The following is a 26,077-nucleotide window of genomic DNA, read 5'->3' as shown; positions in this document are numbered from 1 at the left end:
AGATTTAATATAAAAAGCGATCTCAAATTTAAAATTTAAGATCGCTTTTGTAGTTGTTTATTTTGTTTTCTTAGCAGATTCCTACTGGCTGACAAGAAATACTTGGTGGACATCCGTTTGTTGGACAGTTTATAGATCCTGGAGGACATCCTACCGTTGGGCATCCAAGTGACCCTGGAGTTCCGCAATTTGTATCAGCATCTGCAAAGCAAGATAACGTTCTTCCTCCTTTTACATCTTCTAATCCAAGGCTAGAAATTACATTTTTGTTTAAATTCAATCCGTTGTGTTTGAAATTCTTTTTTTTCATGGTAATTTAATTTTGTGGTTAACACCTTAAAATTAAATGATTACATTGTATTTACACCTTATAAAACCACACTAAGACTACTTTAAAACCTTACTTAACATTTTAAAAACTGAACTAAAACTCAGTTATGATTAAATCTTGGAAACCTTTCGTAGTATATTTTTGAATGTTTCCGTATTGATCTTTACTAACAACGTATGCATCTACATCTTTCAATTCACTTAAGAGTTTTTTAGTTTTTTCATATGGCATCACCATAAATGCGGTTGCATACGCATCAGCTTTCATACAGTTATCAGCCACTACAGATACACTTAATACATTGTTTTTCATTGGATATCCTGTTTTAGCATTTAAGATGTGCACATAATGATCGCCTGTTTCTGGATCGACTCTATATTTTCTGTAGTTTCCAGAAGTTGCCATTGCTTTGTTTTCAAGTGTGATATATTCAATATATTGACGTTCTTCAGATTCTTGCACTGGACTATCAATTGCAACTGTCCATCTTTTCACTTTTTTAGTATTCTTTCCTTTCGTTAAGATTTCACCACCAACTTCAATAATATAGTTTTTGATTCCTTTTTCATCAAACATTTTACCAATGAGATCAATTGCATATCCTTTTCCTAATGAATTAAAGTCAAATGTTAATGATGGATTATCCTTAAAGACCTTTCCTTCATCAGAAATTCTAACCTTGTCAAAACCTGTAAACGCCATAATACTGTCTACCTGCACTTTTGTTAGATTGTTGATTGGTTTTTCAGGACCAAATCCCCATGCATTTACTAACGCACCGACACTTGGGTCAAAAAAGCCATCTGTTTTTTCATATACTTCTCTCGAAAACTCATACACAGCACGAAAATAGCTGTCAATTACTACATCCTTTTCTCCTCTATTGATTCTAGATATATCAGAAGTTGGAATGTATGCAGACATTGATTTATTGACAACGTGAAATACATTTTCAATATCATCTTTGTAATCGTCTTGAGCATTTTTAATTTCGTATTGAATTGAGTAGGTTGTTCCTAATGCATAGCCTGTATTGGCACGCATAATAACATCTTTGGGTTTTTCAACACAAGATGTAACTAAAAAAGCTATACATATGTATAGGGGTAATGTAACTGCTTTCATTTTTCGTTATTTTATTTGTATTAGACCATCATAATCGAGTATGTATGGCTGATTTTTCATCACTTCTTCTAATGGGTTTTCTGCATTTCCTAGTCCTACACCTGCAAAGTAGAGTTCTGCTTCAAACTTTTCTACATGCTGTTTGAAAGTTTCCATCCAAATTGGATCGTATTCTTTTGGATCTTCAGGATAGGCAACAGCTTTGACAAGCACAAATTTTTTGTTATTGTTTTTATCAATACACACAAATTGGGGATGCTTTTGAAGCTTGCTATTTACTGCCAAAAATTCATATCCTTTTCCTTCTAGCTCTTTTCCAACGATGTTCATTGCTAGGTTATGCAATTCTTGTTTTGTTAGCTTTTCCATAGTTTTATGGTTTCGTCTTAACAACTGTGAAATTATTGGTTTCCAAACAGCTGTGCTTACTTTTTAGTTGTTTTAAATAATCAATCGATAAAAAGCACTTTTCATCGATTAACGTACAATTTTGCAAAGATAGTGGAATTTAATACGATATAGTGCTATCAATTTTATTCTATTCATACAAAAAAGGATCGCTATTAAGCGATCCTCTTTTATATATTATAAAATGATTTTTATCCTCCAAAATCATCAAATCGAATGTGTTCATCTGGAATACCGAAATCTTCTCCCATTTTTTGAACTGCTTGGTTCATTAATGGTGGTCCACAGAAGTATAATTCGATATCTTCTGGCGATTCGTGATGATTTAAATAGTTATCGATTACACAGTTGTGAACGAATCCTACAAATCCATCTCCTTCATCATTAATATCTTTTTTCACTTTCCAATTATCTTCTTCTAATGGTTCAGATAATGCTAAGTAAAATTTAAAGTTAGGGAATTCTCTTTCTAGTTCATAGAAATGTTCTAGATAGAATAATTCACGCTTAGAACGTCCTCCATACCAATACGTAACTGTACGTCCAGTCTTTAAAGTTTTGAATAAGTGATATAAATGCGAACGCATCGGTGCCATACCAGCTCCTCCTCCAACATATAACATTTCAGATTCTGACTCATTGATGAAGAATTCACCGTAAGGTCCTGAAATTGTTACTTTATCTCCTGGCTTTTGTGCAAATATATATGACGATGCTACACCTGGATTTACATCCATCCAAGCATTTTTAGCTCTATCCCATGGCGGTGTTGCAATACGAACATTTAACATAATTTCGCGTCCTTCCGCAGGGAAAGAGGCCATAGAGTATGCACGTTCTACCGTTTCTGTATTTTTCATCACTAAAGGCCATAGACCAAATTTATCCCATTCTTTTTGGAACTTGTCTGGAGTTTCATGCTCTTCTGGATGCGCAGTGATATCCATATCACTATATTTTATCTCGCACTGAGGAATTTCAATTTGAATATATCCTCCTGCTTTGTATCCCATATCTTCAGGAATTTCAACTACGAATTCCTTAATAAATGATGCAACGTTGTAGTTACGAACAACAACAGCTTCCCATTTTTTAATTCCAAAGATTTCTTCTGGAATTGTAATGTTCATGTTTTGCTTAACCTTTACTTGGCAAGCCAAACGCGCTCCGTGTTTTAATTCTTTTCGTGTAAAGTGAGGAACCTCTGTCGGTAGTGCTTCTCCTCCACCTTCTAATACGTGGCATTCACATTGTATACATGTTCCACCACCTCCACAAGCAGATGGTAAGAATATTTTTTCACTTCCTAAAGTAGATAAAAGTGTACTTCCTGATGCTACTTCAATTTCACGCTCACCATTGATCGTAATTTTTACTGGACCAGACGGTGATAATTTTTGCTTTACATATAGCAATAGCGAAACCAATACTAATGTGATTAGTAAAAAGGCTGCAACTGTTGCTACTATTGTTCCTGTTGTAGTTGGTACTAATATCATATTACTCAATTACTTTTGTATTGTTAGCGATTTCTTTTGCAGTACTGTTGTCTTGTACAGTTTCTATCTGAGCTGCTGCTTTTTTATCTTTTGATTCTTCTTCACCACCAGTTAACATTCCACCAAAACTCATAAACCCAATTGCCATTAATCCAGTAATGATAAATGTAATTCCTAAACCTCTTAATGGTGCAGGCACAGCAGAATATCTAATTTTTTCACGAATAGCAGCAATTGCTAAGATTGCTAAGAACCATCCGATTCCAGAACCAACTCCATACGTAGTTGCCAATCCTAAGCTTTCAATTTCTCTAGATTGCATGAATAATGATCCTCCTAAGATTGCACAGTTTACCGCAATTAATGGTAAAAAGATACCTAGTGAATTATATAGTGATGGAGAAAACTTCTCTACAATAATTTCTACCAATTGTACCATGGTTGCAATGGTTGCAATAAACATGATAAATGATAAGAAACTTAAATCGTACTCTTCATATCCTTCTCCTAACCAAGATAAAGCGCCAGGTTGTAATATGTATTGATCTAATAACCAGTTTAAAGGTACTGTAATAGCAAGTACGAAAATAACTGCGGCTCCAAGTCCAACAGCTGTCGTTACCTTTTTAGATACAGCTAGGTATGAACACATTCCTAAGAACGTAGCAAATACCATGTTGTCTATAAATATTGATTTGAAAAATAATTCTATATGTTCCATATTTTTTCGTTTTTAGTTGTTTGTTATTTGTTGCTGGTTTCTTTTCGAACAACCAACAACGACAAACCAACAACTAATTTAGTCTTCTATTAAAGCTTTATTTCTTGAACGTTGTACCCAAATAATGATTCCTACCACAATTAATGCCATTGGTGATAACAGCATGAAACCGTTGTTTTCATATCCTAAAGCGTATAATCCTGACAATTCACCAGGAATTGGATTTCCTAATACAGGGTGTCCTAATAAAGTTCCTGAACCAAGTAATTCTCTAAAGAACCCTACAATGATTAAGATAATTGCATATCCTAATGAGTTTCCTATTCCATCTAAGAATGATCTCCATGGTCCATTCCCTAAAGCAAATGCTTCAAAACGTCCCATAATGATACAGTTTGTAATAATTAATCCAACGAATACCGAAAGCGTTTTACTTAATTCATACGCAAAGGCTTTTAGTACTAAATCAACAATAATTACCAATGTTGCAACAACAATAAGCTGTACAATAATTCTAATTTTTGAAGGTATGATGTTACGCATTAATGAAATTACTACGTTTCCTATTCCTAATACAAATAATACGGATATAGACATTACAATAGAAGCTTCTAGTTCTGCAGTAATTGCCAAAGCTGAACAAATACCTAATACCTGAATTGTAATTGGGTTATTGTCTGCTAATGGGTCTAATATTAGTTTACTATCTTTTCCCATGACTTATTTGTTTTTTAAGTTTTTGAAATATGGTAAGTACAGTTTTAAATCTTTTTTGATCATAGCTGTAACTCCATCACCTGTAATTGTAGCTCCTGCAATAGCATCTACTTCATTATCCAATTTGTCGTTATTCTTTGGATCTGCATTTCCTTTAGCAACAGTAATTCCTTTAAAATCACCATTTTTATCAAGTAAATTTTCTCCAATAAAATCATCCATAAAGAAACGTTGCTTGATGTTTGCTCCTAAACCTGGCGTTTCACCTTTGTGATCAAAGTAAGCACCTTGTACAACCATGTTTTCATCTAAAGCTACATAGCCCCAAATTGCATCCCAAAGTCCTTTTCCTCTAATTGGAGCAATGTAAAATGTTTTACCATCCTTTTCTCCAACAAATAAAGGTAGTCTTCTTGCCTTTCCGTCTTTTGCTTTCTTTTGTTCTTTTTTAACATCAATTAGATAGGCAGTTGTATCTTGCTTTACTTGTCCATTTTCAATAACAAGTTGCTTCGTTATAAATTGTGCAAATAATTTAGGAGCGTCCTTTGTAGATACAAAAGTTGCACTTGTTCCTTCATTATTGTTAACACCCATCGCATACAAAATGTTTTGTTGCTTCTCTAAACGCTGATTTTCAGTAATCATTGGTTTTAATGCGGATGCTAAAAACGCTAGTAACGCACCAACTACCAATACCATTCCGATAGCGAATATGACGGTATATGAATTTTTATCTGTTCTTTTTTCCATCGTTAAGCTGTTTTTACTTTTAGACGTTTCTTTCTTTTCTTGACATTTCCTTGAACCACATAGTGATCAATTGTTGGTGCAAATACGTTCATTAACAGTATTGCTAAGAACACACCTTCTGGATATGCTGGATTGAATACACGAATCATAATTGATATGAAACCAATTAAGAAACCGTAAATCCATTTTCCTTTATTTGTTTGCGCGGCAGTTACAGGATCGGTTGCCATATATACAGCACCAAACAATATACTCCCTATGAATAAGTGTTGCCAGAATGGAATATTCATCAATCCGTAAAACTTACTTGACTCTCCAATCATTTCTGCACTTACAACTCCGTTGAAAATTAATCCCATTGCTAAAGCACCAATTACAGTACTTAACATGATTCTCCAACTTCCAATTTTCGTAAAGATTAAGAATAATGCGCCAAAGATGATTAAGAACTTAGACGTTTCTCCAACAGATCCTGGAATTAATCCCCAGAACATATCTGAATATGAGTATAAATCTGCGGCTCTTTCTCCATACGTGGTTACAATATCCGATCCGCCATTTGTGCCGGCAATCGTTAATTCTTGTCCTGCTTTTGCATAAAACCCTAAGATTGTTTCTCCAGAAATAGCATCTACATTTTGTCCTGCTGCAATTAATCCATCTCTTTCAACAGCTTCACTAACCCATACTTTATCTCCTGTCATCCAAGTTGGATATGCAAAGAATAAAAAGGCTCTAATTGTTAATGCTGGATTTAAGATGTTCATTCCTGTTCCTCCAAAAACTTCTTTTCCGATAACAACACCGAAAATTACTGCTACAGATAACATCCATAATGGAATATCAACTGGAACAATTAATGGAACTAACATTCCTGTTACTAAGTATCCTTCTTCTACTTCGTGTCCTTTGATAACTGCGAATAAAAATTCTACAGCCAAACCAACACCATACGAAACAATTACTAATGGTAATATTTTCCAAGCACCATGAATTAAGTTATCGAATGTCCAAAATGTACCTCCTAAAAATCCGGTAGATGCTTCAATTTCTCCTAATGCTAAGTAATGTTGGTATCCTGCATTAAAAATTCCGAAGATCAAACATGGAACCAACGCCATAATCACCGTATTCATTGTACGCTTTAAATCGTCTGCCGCTTTAATGTGCGTTCCGTTATGCGTAGTCTCGTTAGGCAAGTATAAAAATGTGTGCAATGCATTGAATGCAGGCGCCATTTTTGTTCCTTTATACTTCTCCTTTATATTGTGTAATTTATTTTTTAAGCTCATAGCACTATCCTATTTCTTTAAGCATTAAATCTAAACCTTCTCTAATTATCTTTTGATGCGGTTGCTTTGAAACACATACAAATTCTGTCAATGCAAAATCTTCAGGAGCTACTTCGTACATTCCTAAAGCTTCCATTTCATCTAAATCTGAATACATACATGCTTTTAGTGTTTGCATTGGATATATATCTAATGGAAATACTTCTTCATACGTTCCCGTAGTTACGAATGCTCTGTGTTCTCCATTAGTATTTGTGTTTAGATCGTATTTCTTATTTGGTTTTAACCATGAGAATGTAAACGCTCTTGATACACTTACTTTGTTAAAGATTGGCTTGTTCCATCCGAAAAACTCATAATCGTCACCTTCTGGAATCGCAGTAATTTGATTGTCGTAGTATCCTAACGAACCATCTTCACTTTCTTGCTTTCCTGAAAGAACATTTCCACTAATTACTCTCGTATTGTCTAAGTTGATATTATCAGCTACAAGGTCTTTAATGCTAGCTCCAGCAATTGCTGTTACATATTGAGGTTTTGTGATTTGAGAACCCGTAATTGCAATTGTTCTAGTAGCATTGAATGTACCCGTAAGTAACAATTCACCAATAATTACTAAATCTTTTGCGGCTACAGTCCAAACAGACTCTCCTTTGTTTACAGGATCAATTTTGTTAATGTGTGTTCCAACATTTCCTGCTGGATGTGGTCCTGAAACTGTATGAGAAGTTGTTCCTGCTACATTTGCCAATGGAGAATTTCCACCTTTTTTTGTAACCACATGAACACTTCCTTCTGTAAGTTTTGTTAAAGCAGTTAAAGCTGCAGTTAACTCAGCTTCTTTTCCAGTTAACACATATTCTAAATCTGCAGCTAACGGCGAGCTATCGTGACCTGAAACGAAAATCGCTTTTGGCGACTTTGCAGGATCAGCAATAACATCATACGGACGTTGTTTGATGAATGGCCAACATCCTGCAGCTAGCAAGTGTGTCTTAACCTCTTCACCAGACATTTTTGCTGCATCTTTTTTCCCATTATCTTGATGTGCTTGTGTTGCATCTGCTGAAATCTTAATTGCTAAAATTTTACGCTTTGCTCCACGAACAATCTCTGAAATCTCTCCGCTTACTGGAGAAGGAAAAAGTAATGTTTCGTCTAATTTAGAATGGAATAGTGCCTGACCGGCTTTAACTTTGTGACCAACTTTCACTAACATTTTAGGAATGATACTGTGAAAATCTTCTGGCTTTACAGTATAAATACTACTTGCTTTAGCAGCAACTGTAGTTTTTTCTGCCTCGCCTATAAGCTTAATATCTAAGCCTTTTTTTATGCGAATGTCTTTTGACATAGTTATGGAATTTTTATCTAAAAATCCCGCAAATTTAAACATTTATACACTTATCTAAAAGCCAATAGAGAACTATAAAATTTATTTATATCGATTCTAAATTAAGCATTTGCAACTATGTTTTCTTTGCACAAAGACAAGTCCTACATTTGGGCACGCATTTTGCGTATATTTGTTAAAAATCTAAACGAATGACAACTCGCAATTTCTACATCTCTATACTTTTAGCATTGGTAAGTTTTTACTCGCATGCACAAGTAAAGCCACTAGAAGAAGTTGAACCTCCTTATTTTATTAAAAGCATTGAACTATCAGGCACAAATGATGGCGATCAATTTCCTGTATTAAAATTAGGCGAACCTTTGAAAGTTACTTTTGACGATATTATTGGAGATGAAGCAGATTATTATTACAAAATAGTGCATTGCAATTATGATTGGACACCTTCAAATCTTGCAAGAGCCCAATATATGCGAGGTATGGATAATCAACGTATTATAAATTATGAAAATTCGTTTAACACTTTACAGTTGTATTCAAACTACCGATTGTCAGTTCCAAATCGCTTTACAACCTTGCTACTTACAGGAAACTACATGCTTTCAATTTATAATGATGAAGACGAACTGATGTTTTCTCGAAAATTTATTGTGTATCAAAATTCTGTAGGAGTTGGTGCTGCTGTTCACAGAACACGTGATTTGAATACGATTCAACAAAATCAATTGATTCAATTTGAAATTAATGCCGCAAATACACGACTTCGAAATCCTGAACGAGAATTGAAAGTAGCTATTTTACAGAATTATCAATGGAAAACTGCAATTACCAATATTAAACCTCAGTATACTTTAGGAACACGATTTGTATATCGCTATAATACAGAAACTAGTTTTCCTGGTGGAAATGAATATTTAAATTTTGATAATAAAGAGATTCGTGGCGGAAATGTTAGTATTGCTAGCATTGAACTAAAAGATGTGTACCATAATTATTTGCACACCAATTCAACACGTGCTTTAGAGCCATACACATTTAACCCTGATGTTAACGGAGATTATCTTGTAAATACCATTCAAGGAACCGATCCTTCTATTGAAGCAGATTACGCCATGATTCATTTTTCACTTGCCAATTATATGGATTTAACTGGCAGCAAGGTATATGTACAAGGTCGTTTTAATAATTATGCAATTAATAAAGATTACCAACTGTTTTATAATGAAGAAACTGATTTATACGAAGCTACTGTTTTAATGAAACAAGGTTTCTATAATTACAGATATGTTGTTGTAAATGAAAAGGGAGAAGTAGATTCTGTGAAAATTAGCGGTTCTAATTTTGAAACAGAAAACGACTATTTAATCATTGTATATTTTAGAAAATTTGGAGAAACATACGACCGAATTATTGGAATTGGCACAGTAAATTCAAGCGTGATTAAAAACTAAAAGAATCAATTTTTCTTTAAAAATCGTTAAAATTTTAACGTCTTTTAAGATCTTATATATAAAATTCGTATTTTTGATTGTATTGTGATTACTGAATGTTTTCATTTCAAACATCTTAAACACATTAAACATAACAGATGATTCAACAGGTAACTAGAGGCATAAAAATTTCCGTAGAGACTAGTTTTGAAGGTACTTTCTTCAAAAACTACAAGATGCATTTTGCTTTCGGCTATCAAATTACAATTGAAAACCAGAGCAAAGATTCAGTTCAATTAACTTCTAGACATTGGCAGATTTTTGACGCATTGAATAGTGTTGAAATTGTAGATGGCGAAGGTGTTATTGGAAAAAAACCTGTTTTAAAACCAGGAGAATCGCACACATATCAATCTGGCTGTTTACTCGCATCACCAATTGGAGCCATGCGCGGACACTATAATATGGTGAACTTTACTACTACAAAAAAGTTCAGAGTTTTTATTCCTACTTTTAAGCTAAGTGCGCCGTTTGCGTTGAACTAGGTTCTGGGTATTAGGTATTAGGTATTAGGTATTAGGTATTAGGTATTAGAAAAAAACACTTTTTACATTTAAAATTCGTAGTGTTTCTCGATACATTTTTTCCTTATTTCATTCAGAAAAATCATGCGAAACGACCCAAAAGCAAAAGCGCGTCTAAAAATCTAATTGCACAGCAAGTCCAAAAGCGAAGCGCGTCTAATTTCACTCAAAATCCAACACATTTTCTGCTTCAATCAAATACCGTAATGCATCAATTTTTTTATACATTTTATTAAAAAACATACGTTGTTCCTTTTTTCCTGCGGAAGACAACAGTTTAGAATTTCGCATTTGTCGTTCCAAATGTTTATCAACTTGCACAAGCGTTTCTGTTTCACTGGTTTTGTAATAGGAAAGAATCGTATATGGAACAAACAATGTTTTTATGATCGGCGTTTTTACTAAAACTGTATTATTCATCAATAGCAATTCATTATAAAACAATCGGTATTGCTCATCATTTGCTACTTTAAACTCAATAGCTTCTACCAATTCTCGTAAATCATCACATAATTGCAACGCCATTGTTTCGGTTAACAACATTGATTTGTAATAGAAATGAATTTGCTTTAACGTACTATTAATCGTAGTGATATCCCAAATTTCAGTTACTTTCAAATTTGCATACAATTCCCCCAAACGGGAAGCAGCAGTAACCAAAGAAACTGAAGGCGCAAAATTTTCAAAAGGGATTACGTTTTGATCATCACTCAACAATTCCAACCAAACATACATTTTAAAACGCGACAATACATTGTCTGAAGAAGTGTAAAAAATAGGCAAGTCTTTCGCAGAATAAATAATTTCCGAACCTTCCATTGCTAAAATCAGCTTCAAATTTTCATGCGAAGCATTAAAGTAAGCTTCCATGTCTTCCTGCGTAGAAATGATTTGTGTTTTTTCAACTGCAACTACATTTTGCAGTCCAATTTCATACAATTGATCTATAGACATATTAAAGTGACGCGATAATTTGATAGCTTCTTCAAGTGACAACTTACTTTTCAAACTTGTTCGCCTGTGCGCAGCGTCATAACTAATGTCTAAAACCTCAGCTACAGCATCAATCAACGATCTATTTTCAGGTAATGCTCCTTTAATTTTTGACAGAAAGAATTCTTGCATCTCATTTGTGATTTTCACAAAAATACACATTATTCATAAGTAGAAGTTTTAATGACTTGTACTTTTAGCAATAATATAAAAGGTTAGCCCAATTAATTGTGCAACATTTCCTTAGAATTGTGTTTCTCTATCGCCAAGTCTCTTATTTCCGTTGCACGTCTTGCAAGATTAGGTTTCCATGTACGCCCAATGAGGCCAAACCAAGCCAACACTAAAAACCCGACAAATACCAAAATATGCGAAACAAGCCACCAACCACTTCCGCTCTCTCCAAGATTCACATGCGAAAATATACAAGCCGCAATATACACAAGTACATAAAAGCTAGTATTCATCATTGCAATACGATTTTTTTGGAGCATACGTTTCACTCCTATATGACCGTAAGAGATTAAATTTTTCCCTACTATTTTATTGATAGCAAATTCTAAGTATTGTTTATATCCGTGCAAAACAATTGTACGCTGGTATTGATATAGTATTCCACTAAGTATTATTAACACGATGAATGGTAAGAATTGAAGATACACATTAGCTCCATTGCCGCTAGTTGCAGTTTCGACAACAAGATTTGTTTGAACTAAGAAAAGAATATATCCGCCAGTTAAAACCAAACCTCCTTGCGTGTACAAAAATTGGTTCCCTACAAATTTTTCAATTTTGCTATTTGTTACCTCATATTCTTTCAACAAAACATCCAACCTACTCTTCTCAATATCAGTTATTTTGCTTTTTTCTGTATGCATCAAATTTGTTTCACTCATACTACTTCTTTAGGTAAATATAGTATTTTACTTATTTATTCAAGTCGAATACTACTTTTTATTACATGTAAAAATACCTAAAATAGTTTGAATTATTATTTACAGAAATCATCCAACTAAGTAAAAACAAGTGTAATTTCTAAGTTATTTATGTGAAGTTTCTACTGGATTGAATATAATGTCACTTTCTTCACCTTTTATTAAATCGTGATAATGCATCGTAAGTGTATCTGCTGTTTTTTCAATTTGCGTGATACTGATAGTTTTTACGACAAGTCTGTCCATCATCACATCTACAATTGGATCGCCAATACCAGCTGTTTTATGAAATGTAAGTAACGAATCTGCTTTCAAATCTTCCTTTTGTTGAAATTCTTCAAACCAATCTAAACGCAATCCATGCACCTTTTCTGTATACAACATAGAAGACGACCAAATATGTGGTGTATGCAATGGTAATGATTGAAAATGTTTTTGTGTGCCATCCCAAACAAATTCAAATACCTGTAAAGAATCATTCCAGTCTACAATAATTACTGTAAAAGGTTCTATTAAATGAAGGTTGTAACTTGCGATTGTTTCTTTAATATCTTCTGTAATTAAAAAGTCATTTACAACAATTCCGCGGCTATGTCGATACTTTGACAAACGTCTATGCATTTTAAAACCTCCATTTAACAAACAAACTACACGTTTTTGATTGCTCATGCCAATCCAAGTGCCGCCGCCAATACTATCTTTTGGAAACACCAATCGCGTATTAGAAATAGTATATATCTCTGGCTTCTTTGTTTCTCGCATTGGCGATTCGTCACGACTTGAAGTAAGCACAAACGTATCATTCCCTTTACACATAAAACTAACTGTACACATGGTAGTTTTTTATTGTTTTTCAACGAACAACTTACAAAATTTTCATTAAACAAGAACCCAAATTATGCACCGTATTATTTTACAAAAGACAATTCGGAAAAAGCTGTAAAATATTAAAAATGATCTAAATTTGTTTTCGGCGCTAAGGTGCTTTTTTTTTGTATCTTTGCAGCTTAAATTCAGATGCTGTAATAGATTTTCTAACACAGCATTCTGAATTAAAAATCAAATCAAAACATTATTAAATATAACACCTATGGGAAAAGGATTTTTTCAAGTTCCGACAGCCATCAATGAGCCAGTAAAATCGTATGCACCTGGAACTCCTGAAAGAGCTGCTGTTACTGCTCAATATGAAGCATATTTTAACGGAAGTGTAGATGTGCCAATGTATATTGGAAGTGAAGAAGTAAAAACAGGAAACACCAATACGATGTCACCTCCACATGATCACAAACATGTAGTAGGAACATACCATTTGGCAGAAAAAAAGCATGTAACACAAGCTATTGAAACTGCTTTGGAAGCTAGAAAAAAATGGGCTCAACTGACATGGGAACAACGTGCAGCAATCTTTTTAAAGGCTGCTGAGTTAATCGCTGGACCATACAGAGCAAAGATTAATGCTTCAACGATGATTGCGCAGTCAAAAACTGTACACCAAGCAGAAATTGACGCAGCTTGTGAGTTGATTGACTTTTTACGTTTTAACGTAGAGTTTATGTCTCAAATTTATGAGGAGCAACCAGATTCAGCAGAAGGAATTTGGAATCGTGTTGAATACAGACCTTTAGAAGGATTTGTATATGCAATTACTCCTTTTAACTTTACAGCAATTGCAGCAAACTTACCTGCTAGTGCTGCTATGATGGGGAATACAGTTGTTTGGAAGCCAAGTGATAGTCAAATTTTCTCTGCAAAAGTAATTGTAGATATCTTTAAAGAAGCTGGTGTACCAGATGGCGTTATTAATGTTGTATATGGTGACCCAGTAATGATTACTGATACTGTTTTAGAAAGTCCAGATTTTGCTGGAGTTCACTTTACAGGTTCTACATATGTATTTAAAGAGCTTTGGAAGAAAATCGGAAACAACATTCATACATACAAAACCTATCCAAAAATTGTAGGTGAAACTGGTGGAAAAGATTTCATCGTTGCGCATCCAAGTGCTAATCCTAAGCAAGTTGCTACAGGAATTTCTCGTGGTGCATTTGAATTCCAAGGTCAAAAGTGTAGTGCTGCTTCTAGAGTTTATTTACCAAAGTCTATCGCTGACGAAGTATTAAACTATGTAAAAGAAGATATCGCTTCTTTTAAAATGGGTTCTCCTGCTGATTTAGGAAACTTTATTACAGCAGTAATTCACGAAGGTTCATTTGACAAGTTAGCTTCATATATTGATCAGGCAAAAGCCGATGCTGATGCTGAAGTGTTTGCAGGTGGAAACTATGACAAATCGAAAGGATACTTTATTGAGCCAACAGTTATTGTTGCAAAAGATCCTAAATATACAACTATGGAAACTGAATTATTCGGACCTGTAGTAACTGTATATGTTTATGAAGATGCAGATTGGTCAGAAACTTTAAAATTAGTTGACGCAACTTCTGAATACGCTTTAACAGGTGCTGTTTTCTCTGGAGATCGTTACGCTATTGACGAAGCTACAAAAGCATTAGAAAACTGTGCTGGAAACTTCTACGTAAACGACAAACCAACTGGAGCTGTTGTAGGACAACAACCATTTGGTGGAGCAAGAGCTTCTGGAACGAATGACAAAGCTGGTTCTGCACAAAACTTGTTACGTTGGGTTTCTCCACGATTAATTAAAGAGACATTTGTAACTCCAGTAGATTACAGATATCCATTTTTAGGATAATAAAATTCCTAAATTATACATACAAAAAAGCCAGTGTACATACTTACACTGGCTTTTCTATTCTTTAATTTATTGTTCTTTGCTTAGTGATTACAACCTGGCCCTATAAAAGTGCAACAAATGCCATTTCCATTTTCATCTTCATAATAAATTTCACTACACTGATCGGAAATTGCTCCTCCTTTAACAGATCCTACTTTAAAGCTAGAAACTACTTTTTTGTTTAAGCTAACTTTTTTTAAATTTCTTTTTTTCATGACTTATAATTTTGGTTAATGAACTAAAATTACAAACTCACTTACAGTATTCATTACGGTTTCACCATAAGAAATTAAAGATCAAACAAATACACTCTCAAAATACTATTATTCTTAGAAAGGTTTTTTATAGTTTTCAAAGCACACATATCAATTTTACATTTCTACAACATTTTGCTCGTATTGAAAATAAATGGTATTTTGCTGTGTTGATTCATTCTTAAAAACCCCTTTTATGAAGATAAAACTACTTTTTTTTATTTTTCCATTACTTGTATTTGCGCAGTCAAATGACAATTATGTTGAATTAAACTCCATCCCTAAACAAACCGAAACACTAGTTACAGAAACAGCTCCTTTTTCAGTATTAAAAAATCATGCTGATTACAATAGCATGCACAGTTTATTGCAAGCGTCAAAAGAATTATCACATGCTGGTAAAACAACACCCTCTCTTTCTATAGAAAACAACATGCGCATCACTTCGTATAATGAAACAATAAAAATTGGAGGTCTGTATGCTGAATACGAAATCATCAATCCAGAAGCAATTACAAATAATGACATCATACTAGAAGACACTATATACAAAGTTCGCCAAGATGCTTCTGAAAGTATTTTTATAAAGAAGGATGAACTCATCATTGCACCTTTGAGCGTTCATAAACACGGATTGCAAACTACTTTTTATATTGATCGTTCTTTATTTAATACTGATGCGGAAACGAATATTTCTCAAATCTTCATCGATTTTGATAATGGTAATGGTTTCACTCTCGTCAACTTTGATACCTCAACATTAATAAATTACACATCCGCAGGTAAAAAAAATATCACTTTTAAAGTGCATTTAACTTCTGGCGAACAGAGAATTAGCACTTCACAACTAATTATTCACAAAAACACACAAACAGAAAACTCTCAAGCTATTACAGCTACCATAAGTCCCGATTTATCTATTTACAGTGGCGCTACAAGTTTTGCTGGCATGGGAGAATATGAAGTCTTTTTAGGCGCTGGTAATACCGATATAACAAAACCTATTATTGTTATTGATGGTTTTGATCCTTCTGATACAAGAGGCATTAGCGACATTTATGATTTACTTACCTACACGGACACAAACGGAGCTACTCAAAATTTAGCTGACAGAATTAGAGCCGAAGAAGACTTTGACATTATTGTTTTAAACCTGCCGCAGTATTTAAGACTCTCCGATAATACATTACAACTTGTTAGTACAGTTACAGACACAAATGGAGATATGATTATTGATGAAAGTGATTATCCCGCTGGAAGTACTTTGGTTGATGGTGGAGCTGATTATATAGAGCGCAATGCAATGATTTTAGTAGAACTCATCAATACCATAAACAGTCAAAAAGTAGGCAATGAACAAAATGTAATTATTGGTCCAAGTATGGGCGGATTGATTTCAAGGTACGCTTTAAATTATATGGAAAATGAAGCTTCTCAGAATCATGATACTCGCTTATGGATTTCGTTTGATTCTCCGCATTTAGGTGCAAATGTTCCGATTGGGTTTCAACATTTATTCAATTATCTTGCTTACGGATTGGACGTTTGGGTTGGAGATTTTAGTGTAGAATCGTTACGACCTATTGTAGATGGCATGTTAAAGTCGCCTGCAGCTAGACAAATGTTAACAGATCACATGGAAGCTCATTTACAAAGTGGTCAAATTGCAGAGTTTGATACTAATATAGTATTACCCACCGCACATCCTTTTAATGTATTATTTTTTGATAGAATGAACAACTTAACAACTTCTGGTTTCCCTGAAAATCTTCGCAAGATATCAATCATAAACGGAAGTGGAAATGGAATACCTTATCAAGACAAAAACGGCGGTAATGTATTACCAGGAAGACAAGTGTTAGATGCTTTTATAGAAAATGTAGCACTTCTTACTGATGCTTATTTAAAAGTATGGTACACACACGAAGCAAACGTAAATGACGAAGTAAGCAATATATGGATTGACGCACCTTTTTTATGTTTTTGTGATATTAATGCTGCTGCAGATTCTCGCTCACAAACATATTCTCATGGTATTGATGCCGCTATGGGCGGATTGTTTGACTTAGGCGCTTTATCTGGAAGTTTTACTGGTGGAGATCCTACGATAGATGCTTTCTTTATGAATTTACAAACAGATTACTTCAATTTCATTCCTACGATAAGCGCTATGGCATTAAAAAATCAGAATGATTGGTATGCTATACCAAATCCAAATAATGGAGCTACAGTAAACGAATCGCCTTTTGACGCATGGTATATGCCTACAACAAATGAAGGTCATGTTGTTTTAACGGATCCAAATGCACAATTTGCTTGGAATGAAATTGTTTCTCCAACTTTAAACATTCAATCTGAAATACAAAACAACTATATCCAATTAGCCGAAAATCCTATTAAAAACATACTGAAGTTACTCATAAAAAAACCTATTGATAAACTAGCTATTTCTATGTATGATATTTCAGGGAGAAAAATCTTTGAGACAAAAGAAACTTCTATAGAATCAACATTAGAAATACCTATTTCACTTCAAGGTGGTATGTATCTATTACACTTACAATACGAAGGAATAAAAGAAATTAAAAAGGTCATTATTAAATAAGCAGAAAAGCCAGCGTAAAGCTGGCTTTTCCGTTCTTTAAGTATGGTTATTATTGACTAAAATTAAAGAATTTTAGATTTTTTTAGCAAACAAAAAATGAGCAACATACATAATATCCATCTTCATCTTGATGCCATAAATCACTAAGTGCTCCTCCTTTTAACTGTTCTACTTTAAAGCTAGAAACTGTCTTTCTGTTTAAACTCAAATTTTTGAAACTTCTTTTTTTCATAGTAGTAAAGTTTTATGGTTTATGACACTAAATGTAATTAATCATACTTTCTTTTCGCTACGGTTTTACCATAATTAACTACATATCAACTCAATAAATACTATCTACTTTTTTTAACAGAATACAAAAAAAAAGACAAATTGAAGCATAAAAAAAAGCAGCCTATTAGGCTGCTTTTATATAAAGAATTAGAATTCTAGCTAATTATAATTAATCTCTATTACTCAAAATCTTTGTCTTCTCCTGTGTGACCTCCGTTAGAAGATACAATATCGAAAGTATTATCAATAATCATTGCAACTACAGATATCTTACTTCTATCAGCGATACTACTTGGAATAGCAATATCATATGTTTGTGTATACTTTTGTCCTGCTCCAGAGTTTCCAGCTGGAATAGCATCTCCAAGTACAGCAGTAAGAGAATGCCTTAATGTATGATTGTGTACGAAATCAGTAATTGGATCAACACCTCCATAATAACTAGTATAGTTTGCTTGAGAAGAAACGATTCCGCTTTCAAGAACATACACAGCTAATTTAGCGTTTGGCATTGCTTGTGCAAATGCAGCACTAACATATACTTGTAAGTTGTTTCCAACTACCATTGAGTTAACAGATAACCCTCTAGATGTAGTTCCTGTAGCTAAGTTAGTTACTTGAGCAACATTACTTGGCTCTGGGTACGTCCATTCAGTAGTACCATTAAGTACAGCTGTTGGGTAGCTTCCTCCTGGGTTTACTTGAGCAATTAAAGCAGTACTAAATGAGTTTTGCATAGGATCTCCTGTGTGAGCAGCAACAATAAATGCTTTGTCTGTTGCAGCTTCAACTAACTCAATTCCGTAAGATACTCTAGTACACCATCCACACCATCCACCAGTTGCGTCAATAAGACTAACTGTTCTTTGGAATGTTCCTGGTGCAGTTTCATCAGTTACAGGTAAGTTAAATACATCAGAAGTAATACCATCTTTATCAGCAGTAACTACTAAGTCATCTGTTGTAAGTGTCATAAATCTGCTTCCAGTAATTGCGTTTCCATTTACTGTAAGTGTTGCACTATCAGTAATTGTATATTCGTTACCACCTGCATCAGTTCCGATAACAGTAAAATCAGCTGTATCTCCTATTTTGATACTTGTTTCAGTACTTTCTACTCTTAAAGCAGTAATAACTGGCGGTGTAACTTCTACACTAATAGCTCCACTAGTAAGACTTCCATTCTTTGCTGTAATCTGGTAAGATCCAGTAGCAGTTGGCGTATACTCTACACCTTGAATTGTACTATTGTTTACTAAGATAGTAGAACTTGTTGTTACGTTTGAACCATCATTTGCAGTTACAGTAAAAGTAACTGATCCTCCTAATTCAATTGAATTACTACTAGCCGTTACAGTAATAGAAGTAATTCCTGATCCTCCACCACCTGGGCTAGGCTCTCCTGTGTCATTGTCTGAGTCACTACTACATGAATACATGAATAAAGCGAATACGACAACCAAGCATTACAGTAAAAAATTTAGATGGTAGCTCATTAAACATGAATGATATCACCAAAGAAAAAGGTGTGAAGGTCATTAGTTTTTGGGCAACTTGGTGCGTACCATGTATTAATGAGTTAGATGCTATTAGTGAAGTATATGACGATTGGAAAGACGAAACTAATGTTGAGTTGATTGCCATTGCTACTGATGATGCTAGAACTAAAAAAAGAATTAAGCCGTTAATTAATGGTAAAGGTTGGGAATACAAGATTCTCTTAGATGAAAATCAAGAGTTGCAACGTTCTTTAAACATTACTACAATTCCACATGTAATTGTAATTAAAGATGGAAAAATTGTATACCGTCACACAGGATACTTTCCTGGAGCAGAAGATGAGCTTTACGATGTAGTTAAGAAAAACGCGAAGTAAAGAAACAAACTGACCAACCAAACACTAAACTAATTATATATTACATGAAAAAATTACTATACCTTTCTTTAGCATTGGCTTGTACTTTTACTTTTGCTCAAGATCAAGGTGATGAAGAAGAAAAGAAAGACTGGGGAACATTAACTGGAGGATTTGAATCCATTGTACAATGGTATAATGATGACACAGCTCTTGGAAAATTCGCCGAAGACGAACACGTACGATCTAATAATTATTTAAAATTAGATTATAATTACGGAAATTGGTTTGCAGGTATTCAAGTAGAATCATATGCACCAATGCCTTTACTAAACTATTCGCCGAAATTAGATGATTCAGGCATTGCACAATATTATGCAATGTATAAAACTAGAAAACTAGAAATAACTGCAGGTTATTTTTATGAGCAATTTGGAAGCGGACTTATCTTACGTGGATGGGAAAACAGACCTTTAGGTATCAACAACTCTTTTAGAGGTGGACGTGTTAAATACGAACCATCAAACTCATTATCATTTACAGGAATGTACGCAAGACAACGTGATGGGTTTGAAGTATCGGAAGGTGAAATTTTTGGATTCAATTCTGAAATTGATCTTACAAACTTATTCAAATTACAAAGTTCATCACTATCTGCTGGATTTAGCTATGTTGGCCGAAAAGAAGACATTCCTCAAGAATTTCAAAATACTGGTTTTGACGAAATGACGAATGCCTTTTCTGCACGACTTGATTATTCAGGAAACTCATTTTATTCTGGAGTAGAATATATCACTAAAAGTGAAGATGCAATTGTAAACTCACAACGATTTATTGAAAACTTTTCTGAACCTGGAAGTGCACTTTTAGTTAACTTAGGATATTCTCAAAAAGGATTAGGAATCGATGCTACTTTTAGAAGATTGGAAAACATGAATTTCTTTTCTGAAAGAGAAGCTTCTGGAAATGTATTCAATGAAAATATCATGAATTACTTACCAGGATTAACAAAACAGCACGATTACTTATTAACAAACATATACGTGTATCAAGCACAACCTGCTATTTCAGTTCCAGATCCATCTTTATTAAAGTATGGTGAAATTGGAGGACAGATTGATATTTTCTATAACTTCAAAAAAGGAACTCCAATTGGAGGAAAGTACGGAACAAAAATTGCGGTAAACGCTGCATATTGGGCTGGATTAAAAGGAGAATTTAATTTTACTGATCGTGAAGCTGAAGTAGAATATTTTGGTTTTGGTCAAAAATATTTCTCTGAGTATAGTTTAGAAGTTCGTAAAAAATGGAATCGCAAGTGGCAAAGTATATTTTACTATGTAAACCAATATTACAACCAACGTTTTATCACGGATCAGCGTGGTGAAGTAAATTCTAATATTGCAGTAGTAGAAACAACTTATAGAATTAATTCTAAAAGATCAGTTCGTGCTGAATTGCAACATTTATGGACGCCAGACGACAACAAAAATTGGGCTGGAGCTACACTAGAATTTAACGTAACGCCAAGATTATCATTCTATCTTAATGATATCTACAATTATGGAAACGATGACGAAGATGAACAAATTCACTATTACAATGTTGGAGGTAGTTATGCAAGAGGCGCTACGCGTTTTGCTGTAAACTATGGAAGACAACGTGGTGGATTGGTATGTGTTGGAGGTGTTTGCCGATTTGTACCACAAAGTACTGGTGTTACTTTTAACATTACAACCGCATTTTAATCAATAGCACAAAAAAGATACATTCTAATTATTTAGATGTAAAGAACTCTCAATAACCAAACCAACCAACTAACTACAAAAAATCCCTTAAGTGTGAAAACTTAGGGGATTTTACTTTTTTAAGGTTTATATTTTAAAGGAAGATGTACTACTTTTTTTGTTTCAAAGAAATCTTCTTCAAAATAATCAGGAATAGCATACAAACTGGCTTTTGGAAAATCTTTCAATTCCTCTGTCAAATCGCCACCTTTTAAATACAAAATTCCGTTCTTTAATTCGTGTCGTTGTTTTTTAGCTACTTTTTTACGAACCCATTTTACAAAATCGGGCATATTTGTCACTGCTCTACTTACAATAAAATCAAATAGACCTTTTACTTTCTCTGCACGAATATGATGTGCTTTTACATTGGTTAACCCAATAGCTTCTGCAACAGCTTCCACAACCTTTATCTTCTTTCCAATAGCGTCTACCAGCACGAATTCAACTTCGGGAAATAATATTGCTAACGGAATTCCAGGGAAACCGCCACCTGTACCCACATCAAGAATACGTGAACCATCTTCAAACGATTGTACTTTTGCAATTGCTAACGCGTGCAATACGTGGCGCACATACAATTCATCAATATCCTTGCGTGATATCACATTAATTTGTGAATTCCATTCTTTATATAAAGCTTCTAACTGTTCAAATTGCTCTATTTGAACCTCCGTTAAACCTGTAAAGTATTTTTGTATAATTTTCATATCTGAGGCAAAACTACTCTTTATTTACGATTATGTAAATTTATTGTTTTCAAATTACGATATTTGCAATATATTGCGACAGTAATTTAAATTCATTCTAAAGATTAAAATAGTTCCCTCCATGACGCAACAAAATATTGATAAAGAAATCAAAGAGGCTCTTAAAAACTGGAGATCAATTATATCAAAATACAAGAAAAAAAGTACTAAAAAAGCTATAGGTCAAATGGCATCTTCTTTTTTACCTTTTATTGCCGTTTGGACATTAATGTATTTTACACTCGAATATTCACTTACACTCACCATTTTATTAGGAATTTTAAATGCTTTCTTTTTGGTGCGAATTTTTATCATTCAGCACGATTGCGGACATGGTTCCTTTATCAAATCGAAGAAAGCAAGTGATGTTATTGGATATGCTTGCAGTGTATTTAGTTTTTTACCATTTAAATATTGGTCAGAAACACATACGTTTCACCACACACATAATGGGCAATTAGAAACCAGACAAGTTGGTGATTTGCCAACACTGACAGTAGAAGAATTCCGTTCAAAAAATTGGTGGGGAAAATTCAGATACAAAATCTTTAGAAGTCCACTCGTAATTTTTGTGATTGCACCTGTATACTACTTAATTGTAACAACAAAATATCCGTTCTTACAATTTAACAAATGGCAAAAAGTTACTTTGTCATTATTAAAAGATAATATCATTATCGTTATTCCATATTTAATTATAGGCTATTTCGTAGGTTGGGCAGATTTCTTTGCCGTTCAATTTATCATCTTATTTTTCTTCGGAATTATTGCTTTTTGGTTCTTTTACGTCCAACATCAGCATGAGTTTTCATATAAAAAATGGAAAAAAGATTGGGACTTTTTATTATCAGCAATCAAAGGAAGTACCTATTTAAAATTACCAAGAGTAATGGAATGGTTTACAGGACATATTGGTATTCACCATATTCATCATTTAAACAGTAGAATTCCAAACTACAATCTAAGAAGATGTATCACAGAAAATAAAATCTTATCAAAATACGTAACTACTTTATCTTTTAAAGACGGTTTAAAAATGATGTTTTTAAAACTTTGGGATGAAGAACAACAACGCATGATTACTTTTAGAGAATACTACAAGTTAGAAAAAATGCGTTTCTCTAATTAAAAAAATAGAATCACTTACAAAAAGTCTGCTTTTCGCAGGCTTTTTTTTATTTCCGTAACAATCTATACTTTAATTTATACTGTTTAAGTAAAAACTAAAAGGCATTCCTAAAAACCAAGGAATTAGTAGCTACATTGTTTCTTCTTAAATTTTAAAATACCTAATTTCGCAGCATTCAGTTTTTTAAAACAAAATAACAACACACAACAATGTCATTATTATCTGAAAGAGTTTTAAACATGTCCACTTCTGCTACGTTAGCAATGGCAGCGAAAGCAAGAGAATTGAGAAATGAAGGGAAAAACATTATCGGACTAAGCTTAGGCGAACCTGATTTTAACACACCTGACTTTATAAAAGAAGCAGCTATTCAAGCTATTAACGATAACTATAATAGTTATACTCCTGTAGATGGTTATGCTGATTTAAAAGAAGCAATTATTACTAAATTTAAACGCGATAACAGCTTAACGTATACTGCGAGTCAAATTGTAGTTTCTACTGGTGCAAAGCAATCCTTAGCTAATGTAGCTATGGTTTTATTAAATGAAGGTGACGAAGTTATTCTTCCTGCTCCTTTTTGGGTAAGTTATAGTGATATTGTAAAATTAGCAGAAGGTGTTCCTGTACAAGTAGCAACGTCTATTGAAACAGATTTTAAAATGACACCTGAGCAATTAGAAGCTGCTATTACACCAAAAACAAAAATGATTTGGTTCAGTTCTCCATGTAACCCAAGTGGTTCTGTTTATAGTGAAGCAGAATTAAAAGCGTTGGCTACTGTGTTAGAGAAACATCCAAATATTTATGTAGTTTCTGATGAAATTTACGAACACATCAACTTTACAAGCGAACATTTTAGCATTGCACGAATTCCATCTATGTACGATCGTACAATTACAGTAAATGGAGTTTCCAAAGCATTTGCAATGACTGGTTGGCGAATTGGATATATTGGTGCTCCTGAAAAAATAGCAAGAGCTTGCAACAAAATTCAAGGACAAGTAACAAGCGGAGCTAATTGTATTGCACAACGCGCTACAATTGCCGCTTTAGAAGCTAGTAAAGATAAAATTCAATATATGATCGATGAGTTTTTAAAACGTCGAAATATTGTCTTAGAATTGCTAGGAGAAATTGAAGGGTTTAATATTAATGTTCCAGAAGGTGCGTTTTACGTATTTCCAGACATTTCTTCATTCTTCGGAAAAACTTTACGCGGAAAAACAATCAACAATGCTACCGATTTTTCTTTGTATTTATTAGATGAAGCATTAGTTGCCACTGTAACAGGTGATGCATTTGGGAATCCAAATTGTATTCGTATTTCGTATGCAGCTTCGGAAGAAGAATTACGAAAAGCAATCCAACAGATTAAAGAAGTACTCTAATACTAAAAGTATATATAACGAAAAGCTGCTTTCAAAAGAAAACAGCTTTTTTTGTTTAATTATTTTTTTTGGTGATTTTGACTTTGAGTAAGAAAATTGTAGTTTTAAAAATAACTAAATTCTTAAAATAGGTTTGATTATAGTAGAAATAACTGGAATTTCCGTTATGCATATGTTGTAACCAATTTACCAAACGAAATGAATCCTACTGAATTTAAAAAAAACTGGATGACTAATGACTCTGAAAGATGGGTTGAATTTCCAATTGACCAAGTAGAAAAATCAAATCTGAATGAAAAAACAAAAGAATTTTTAAAAATCGGATTTCCAGAAGACGCAGCACCTTTTTTAGGGTTTGGATTAAAAAGTTATGATTGGAAATTTAATACAATTCAAGCCCATTATGACTATGATGATTTAAATGATAAAACTAAAGATTATTGGATTTTTGGTTCTGACAACAGTGGAAACCTAATTTGCATTGATTCGTCTGATGATGACAAATTAGTAGTACTTGACCACGAACAAGGATTTGAATTTATGGAAAACATGAACAAAAATATTTCAGAATTAGCTTCTTCTCTTCTGCTTTTTAGAGGTTTTATTGAAAAAATAAACAACGAATTTGGAGAAGATGGATTTTTTGAATCAATGTTCACGGAAAAACATATAGCTGAATTAGAAAATGATTTTAAAGCATTGAACCCGAATTATTACATAGAATCAAGTTTTTGGGATATTGAAATTGAAAATTTAAGAGCAGAAATCGAATAAAAAACTGATTACAACACCGTGTATAATTCATTACTAGTACTCGCCTACTTACGAAAACCCTCACGGGCTTTCTATCTGTGATTTATTTGCTAACTTTAGTGCTTAAACGACGTAACTAATCATACACAAACTATTAGGTACAATTACAAGACAAGAAAATGGATTCCAAAAAAATAACTTTAATACTTCTTCTAACCTTATACCTAATATCTTGTAATTCAAAGGTAGATTCAAAAGACACAATATTCATTTCTCTACCACCTTTTAGTATTCAAAGGTTTGTTGGTATTCCATGCTATGATGATTTAAAAAACTCCAGTCAAACTTTCTATCATGCTAATGGAGAACAAGCAAACATTG

Annotated in this window: 26 protein-coding genes; 10 read left to right on the top strand and 16 right to left on the bottom strand. The window is 33.5% G+C overall.

The window, feature by feature from the left end:
• Positions 1 to 70: 70 nt before the first annotated feature.
• The 9 genes from ACRBBL_RS05020 to ACRBBL_RS04980 form a co-directional block, all read right to left on the bottom strand.
• On the bottom strand, positions 71 to 310 hold the full coding sequence (locus ACRBBL_RS05020; protein ID WP_431367927.1) for a hypothetical protein: 240 nt from the start codon (positions 308 to 310) through the stop codon (positions 71 to 73).
• A 114-nt stretch (positions 311 to 424) separates the two neighbouring features.
• A complete protein-coding gene (locus ACRBBL_RS05015; RefSeq protein ID WP_431367926.1) occupies positions 425 to 1,456 on the bottom strand; it encodes an FAD:protein FMN transferase in 1,032 nt (343 codons plus the stop codon).
• Positions 1,457 to 1,462: 6 nt separating this feature from the next.
• Positions 1,463 to 1,825 carry a Na(+)-translocating NADH-quinone reductase subunit F gene (locus ACRBBL_RS05010; RefSeq protein WP_431367925.1) on the bottom strand — a complete coding sequence of 121 codons (363 nt, stop codon included), beginning with the start codon at positions 1,823 to 1,825 and terminating at the stop codon, positions 1,463 to 1,465.
• Positions 1,826 to 2,055: 230 nt separating this feature from the next.
• A complete protein-coding gene (nqrF, locus tag ACRBBL_RS05005; RefSeq protein ID WP_431367924.1) occupies positions 2,056 to 3,363 on the bottom strand; it encodes an NADH:ubiquinone reductase (Na(+)-transporting) subunit F in 1,308 nt (435 codons plus the stop codon).
• A gap of 1 nt (position 3,364) precedes the next feature.
• Positions 3,365 to 4,084 (bottom strand): NADH:ubiquinone reductase (Na(+)-transporting) subunit E, encoded by a 720-nt coding sequence (nqrE, locus tag ACRBBL_RS05000; protein ID WP_431367923.1) that lies wholly within the window; start codon positions 4,082 to 4,084, stop codon positions 3,365 to 3,367.
• A 78-nt stretch (positions 4,085 to 4,162) separates the two neighbouring features.
• Positions 4,163 to 4,801: an NADH:ubiquinone reductase (Na(+)-transporting) subunit D gene (locus tag ACRBBL_RS04995; protein ID WP_431367922.1), complete on the bottom strand. Its 639-nt coding sequence runs from the start codon at positions 4,799 to 4,801 to the stop codon at positions 4,163 to 4,165.
• 3 nt (positions 4,802 to 4,804) lie between these two features.
• Positions 4,805 to 5,554, bottom strand: coding sequence for a Na(+)-translocating NADH-quinone reductase subunit C (locus tag ACRBBL_RS04990; protein ID WP_431367921.1), 750 nt, complete (start codon positions 5,552 to 5,554; stop codon positions 4,805 to 4,807).
• 2 nt (positions 5,555 to 5,556) lie between these two features.
• Positions 5,557 to 6,846, bottom strand: coding sequence for an NADH:ubiquinone reductase (Na(+)-transporting) subunit B (locus ACRBBL_RS04985; protein ID WP_431367920.1), 1,290 nt, complete (start codon positions 6,844 to 6,846; stop codon positions 5,557 to 5,559).
• A gap of 4 nt (positions 6,847 to 6,850) precedes the next feature.
• Positions 6,851 to 8,200 carry a Na(+)-translocating NADH-quinone reductase subunit A gene (locus tag ACRBBL_RS04980; RefSeq protein ID WP_431367919.1) on the bottom strand — a complete coding sequence of 450 codons (1,350 nt, stop codon included), beginning with the start codon at positions 8,198 to 8,200 and terminating at the stop codon, positions 6,851 to 6,853.
• Positions 8,201 to 8,391: 191 nt separating this feature from the next.
• On the opposite strand from ACRBBL_RS04980, the gene ACRBBL_RS04975 reads away from it, so the two are divergent.
• Together ACRBBL_RS04975 and apaG are read left to right on the top strand one after the other, a co-directional pair.
• Positions 8,392 to 9,651 (top strand): DUF5103 domain-containing protein, encoded by a 1,260-nt coding sequence (locus ACRBBL_RS04975; protein ID WP_431367918.1) that lies wholly within the window; start codon positions 8,392 to 8,394, stop codon positions 9,649 to 9,651.
• 137 nt (positions 9,652 to 9,788) lie between these two features.
• A complete protein-coding gene (apaG, locus tag ACRBBL_RS04970) occupies positions 9,789 to 10,175 on the top strand; it encodes a Co2+/Mg2+ efflux protein ApaG (protein ID WP_114902790.1) in 387 nt (128 codons plus the stop codon).
• Positions 10,176 to 10,376: 201 nt separating this feature from the next.
• On the opposite strand, the gene ACRBBL_RS04965 is transcribed toward apaG, so the two are convergent.
• From ACRBBL_RS04965 to ACRBBL_RS04955, 3 genes are all read right to left on the bottom strand, one after another.
• Entirely contained in the window at positions 10,377 to 11,339 is a 963-nt protein-coding gene (locus tag ACRBBL_RS04965) for a hypothetical protein (RefSeq protein ID WP_431367917.1), read from the bottom strand.
• 92 nt (positions 11,340 to 11,431) lie between these two features.
• Positions 11,432 to 12,103 (bottom strand): hypothetical protein, encoded by a 672-nt coding sequence (locus tag ACRBBL_RS04960; protein WP_431367916.1) that lies wholly within the window; start codon positions 12,101 to 12,103, stop codon positions 11,432 to 11,434.
• Between the two features lie 144 nt (positions 12,104 to 12,247).
• Entirely contained in the window at positions 12,248 to 12,976 is a 729-nt protein-coding gene (locus tag ACRBBL_RS04955; protein WP_431367915.1) for an NRDE family protein, read from the bottom strand.
• A 256-nt stretch (positions 12,977 to 13,232) separates the two neighbouring features.
• On the opposite strand from ACRBBL_RS04955, the gene pruA reads away from it, so the two are divergent.
• Positions 13,233 to 14,858, top strand: a complete 1,626-nt coding sequence (gene pruA, locus ACRBBL_RS04950) for an L-glutamate gamma-semialdehyde dehydrogenase (RefSeq protein ID WP_431367914.1) — start codon at positions 13,233 to 13,235, stop codon at positions 14,856 to 14,858.
• Between the two features lie 83 nt (positions 14,859 to 14,941).
• Here pruA and ACRBBL_RS04945 read toward each other — a convergent pair whose 3' ends face one another.
• On the bottom strand, positions 14,942 to 15,115 hold the full coding sequence (locus tag ACRBBL_RS04945; protein WP_431367913.1) for a hypothetical protein: 174 nt from the start codon (positions 15,113 to 15,115) through the stop codon (positions 14,942 to 14,944).
• A 235-nt stretch (positions 15,116 to 15,350) separates the two neighbouring features.
• Between ACRBBL_RS04945 and ACRBBL_RS04940 the strand changes: the two genes are divergently transcribed.
• Complete coding sequence (locus tag ACRBBL_RS04940) at positions 15,351 to 17,759, top strand: T9SS type A sorting domain-containing protein (protein WP_431367912.1); 2,409 nt, start codon at positions 15,351 to 15,353, stop codon at positions 17,757 to 17,759.
• Between the two features lie 82 nt (positions 17,760 to 17,841).
• Here the strand turns inward: ACRBBL_RS04940 and ACRBBL_RS04935 are convergent, their stop codons facing one another.
• Together ACRBBL_RS04935 and ACRBBL_RS04930 are read right to left on the bottom strand one after the other, a co-directional pair.
• The gene (locus tag ACRBBL_RS04935) at positions 17,842 to 17,991 is read right to left on the bottom strand and encodes a hypothetical protein (RefSeq protein ID WP_431367911.1); all 150 of its coding nucleotides are present in this window, start codon (positions 17,989 to 17,991) and stop codon (positions 17,842 to 17,844) included.
• Positions 17,992 to 18,211: 220 nt separating this feature from the next.
• Entirely contained in the window at positions 18,212 to 19,471 is a 1,260-nt protein-coding gene (locus ACRBBL_RS04930; protein WP_431367910.1) for an Omp28-related outer membrane protein, read from the bottom strand.
• Between the two features lie 2 nt (positions 19,472 to 19,473).
• Here ACRBBL_RS04930 and ACRBBL_RS04925 point away from each other — a divergent pair, with 2 nt between their 5' ends.
• Both ACRBBL_RS04925 and ACRBBL_RS04920 read left to right on the top strand, forming a co-directional pair.
• A complete protein-coding gene (locus tag ACRBBL_RS04925; RefSeq protein WP_431367941.1) occupies positions 19,474 to 19,908 on the top strand; it encodes a TlpA family protein disulfide reductase in 435 nt (144 codons plus the stop codon).
• A gap of 44 nt (positions 19,909 to 19,952) precedes the next feature.
• Positions 19,953 to 21,635, top strand: a complete 1,683-nt coding sequence (locus tag ACRBBL_RS04920; protein WP_431367909.1) for a DUF6029 family protein — start codon at positions 19,953 to 19,955, stop codon at positions 21,633 to 21,635.
• A gap of 119 nt (positions 21,636 to 21,754) precedes the next feature.
• Here the strand turns inward: ACRBBL_RS04920 and rsmG are convergent, their stop codons facing one another.
• A complete protein-coding gene (gene rsmG, locus ACRBBL_RS04915; protein WP_431367908.1) occupies positions 21,755 to 22,384 on the bottom strand; it encodes a 16S rRNA (guanine(527)-N(7))-methyltransferase RsmG in 630 nt (209 codons plus the stop codon).
• 121 nt (positions 22,385 to 22,505) lie between these two features.
• Here rsmG and ACRBBL_RS04910 point away from each other — a divergent pair, with 121 nt between their 5' ends.
• From ACRBBL_RS04910 to ACRBBL_RS04895, 4 genes are all read left to right on the top strand, one after another.
• Positions 22,506 to 23,552, top strand: coding sequence for a fatty acid desaturase (locus ACRBBL_RS04910; RefSeq protein WP_431367907.1), 1,047 nt, complete (start codon positions 22,506 to 22,508; stop codon positions 23,550 to 23,552).
• A 209-nt stretch (positions 23,553 to 23,761) separates the two neighbouring features.
• Positions 23,762 to 24,943: a pyridoxal phosphate-dependent aminotransferase gene (locus ACRBBL_RS04905; RefSeq protein ID WP_431367906.1), complete on the top strand. Its 1,182-nt coding sequence runs from the start codon at positions 23,762 to 23,764 to the stop codon at positions 24,941 to 24,943.
• Positions 24,944 to 25,141: 198 nt separating this feature from the next.
• Positions 25,142 to 25,717, top strand: a complete 576-nt coding sequence (locus tag ACRBBL_RS04900; RefSeq protein WP_431367905.1) for a hypothetical protein — start codon at positions 25,142 to 25,144, stop codon at positions 25,715 to 25,717.
• Between the two features lie 158 nt (positions 25,718 to 25,875).
• On the top strand, positions 25,876 to 26,077 hold a 202-nt coding region (locus ACRBBL_RS04895; protein ID WP_431367904.1), incomplete at its 3' end, for a hypothetical protein.

Origin of the sequence: Kordia sp., assembly GCF_050633145.1 — a bacterium.
GTDB lineage: Bacteria > Bacteroidota > Bacteroidia > Flavobacteriales > Flavobacteriaceae > Kordia.
This window is presented reverse-complemented; position numbering and strand designations above follow the sequence as displayed.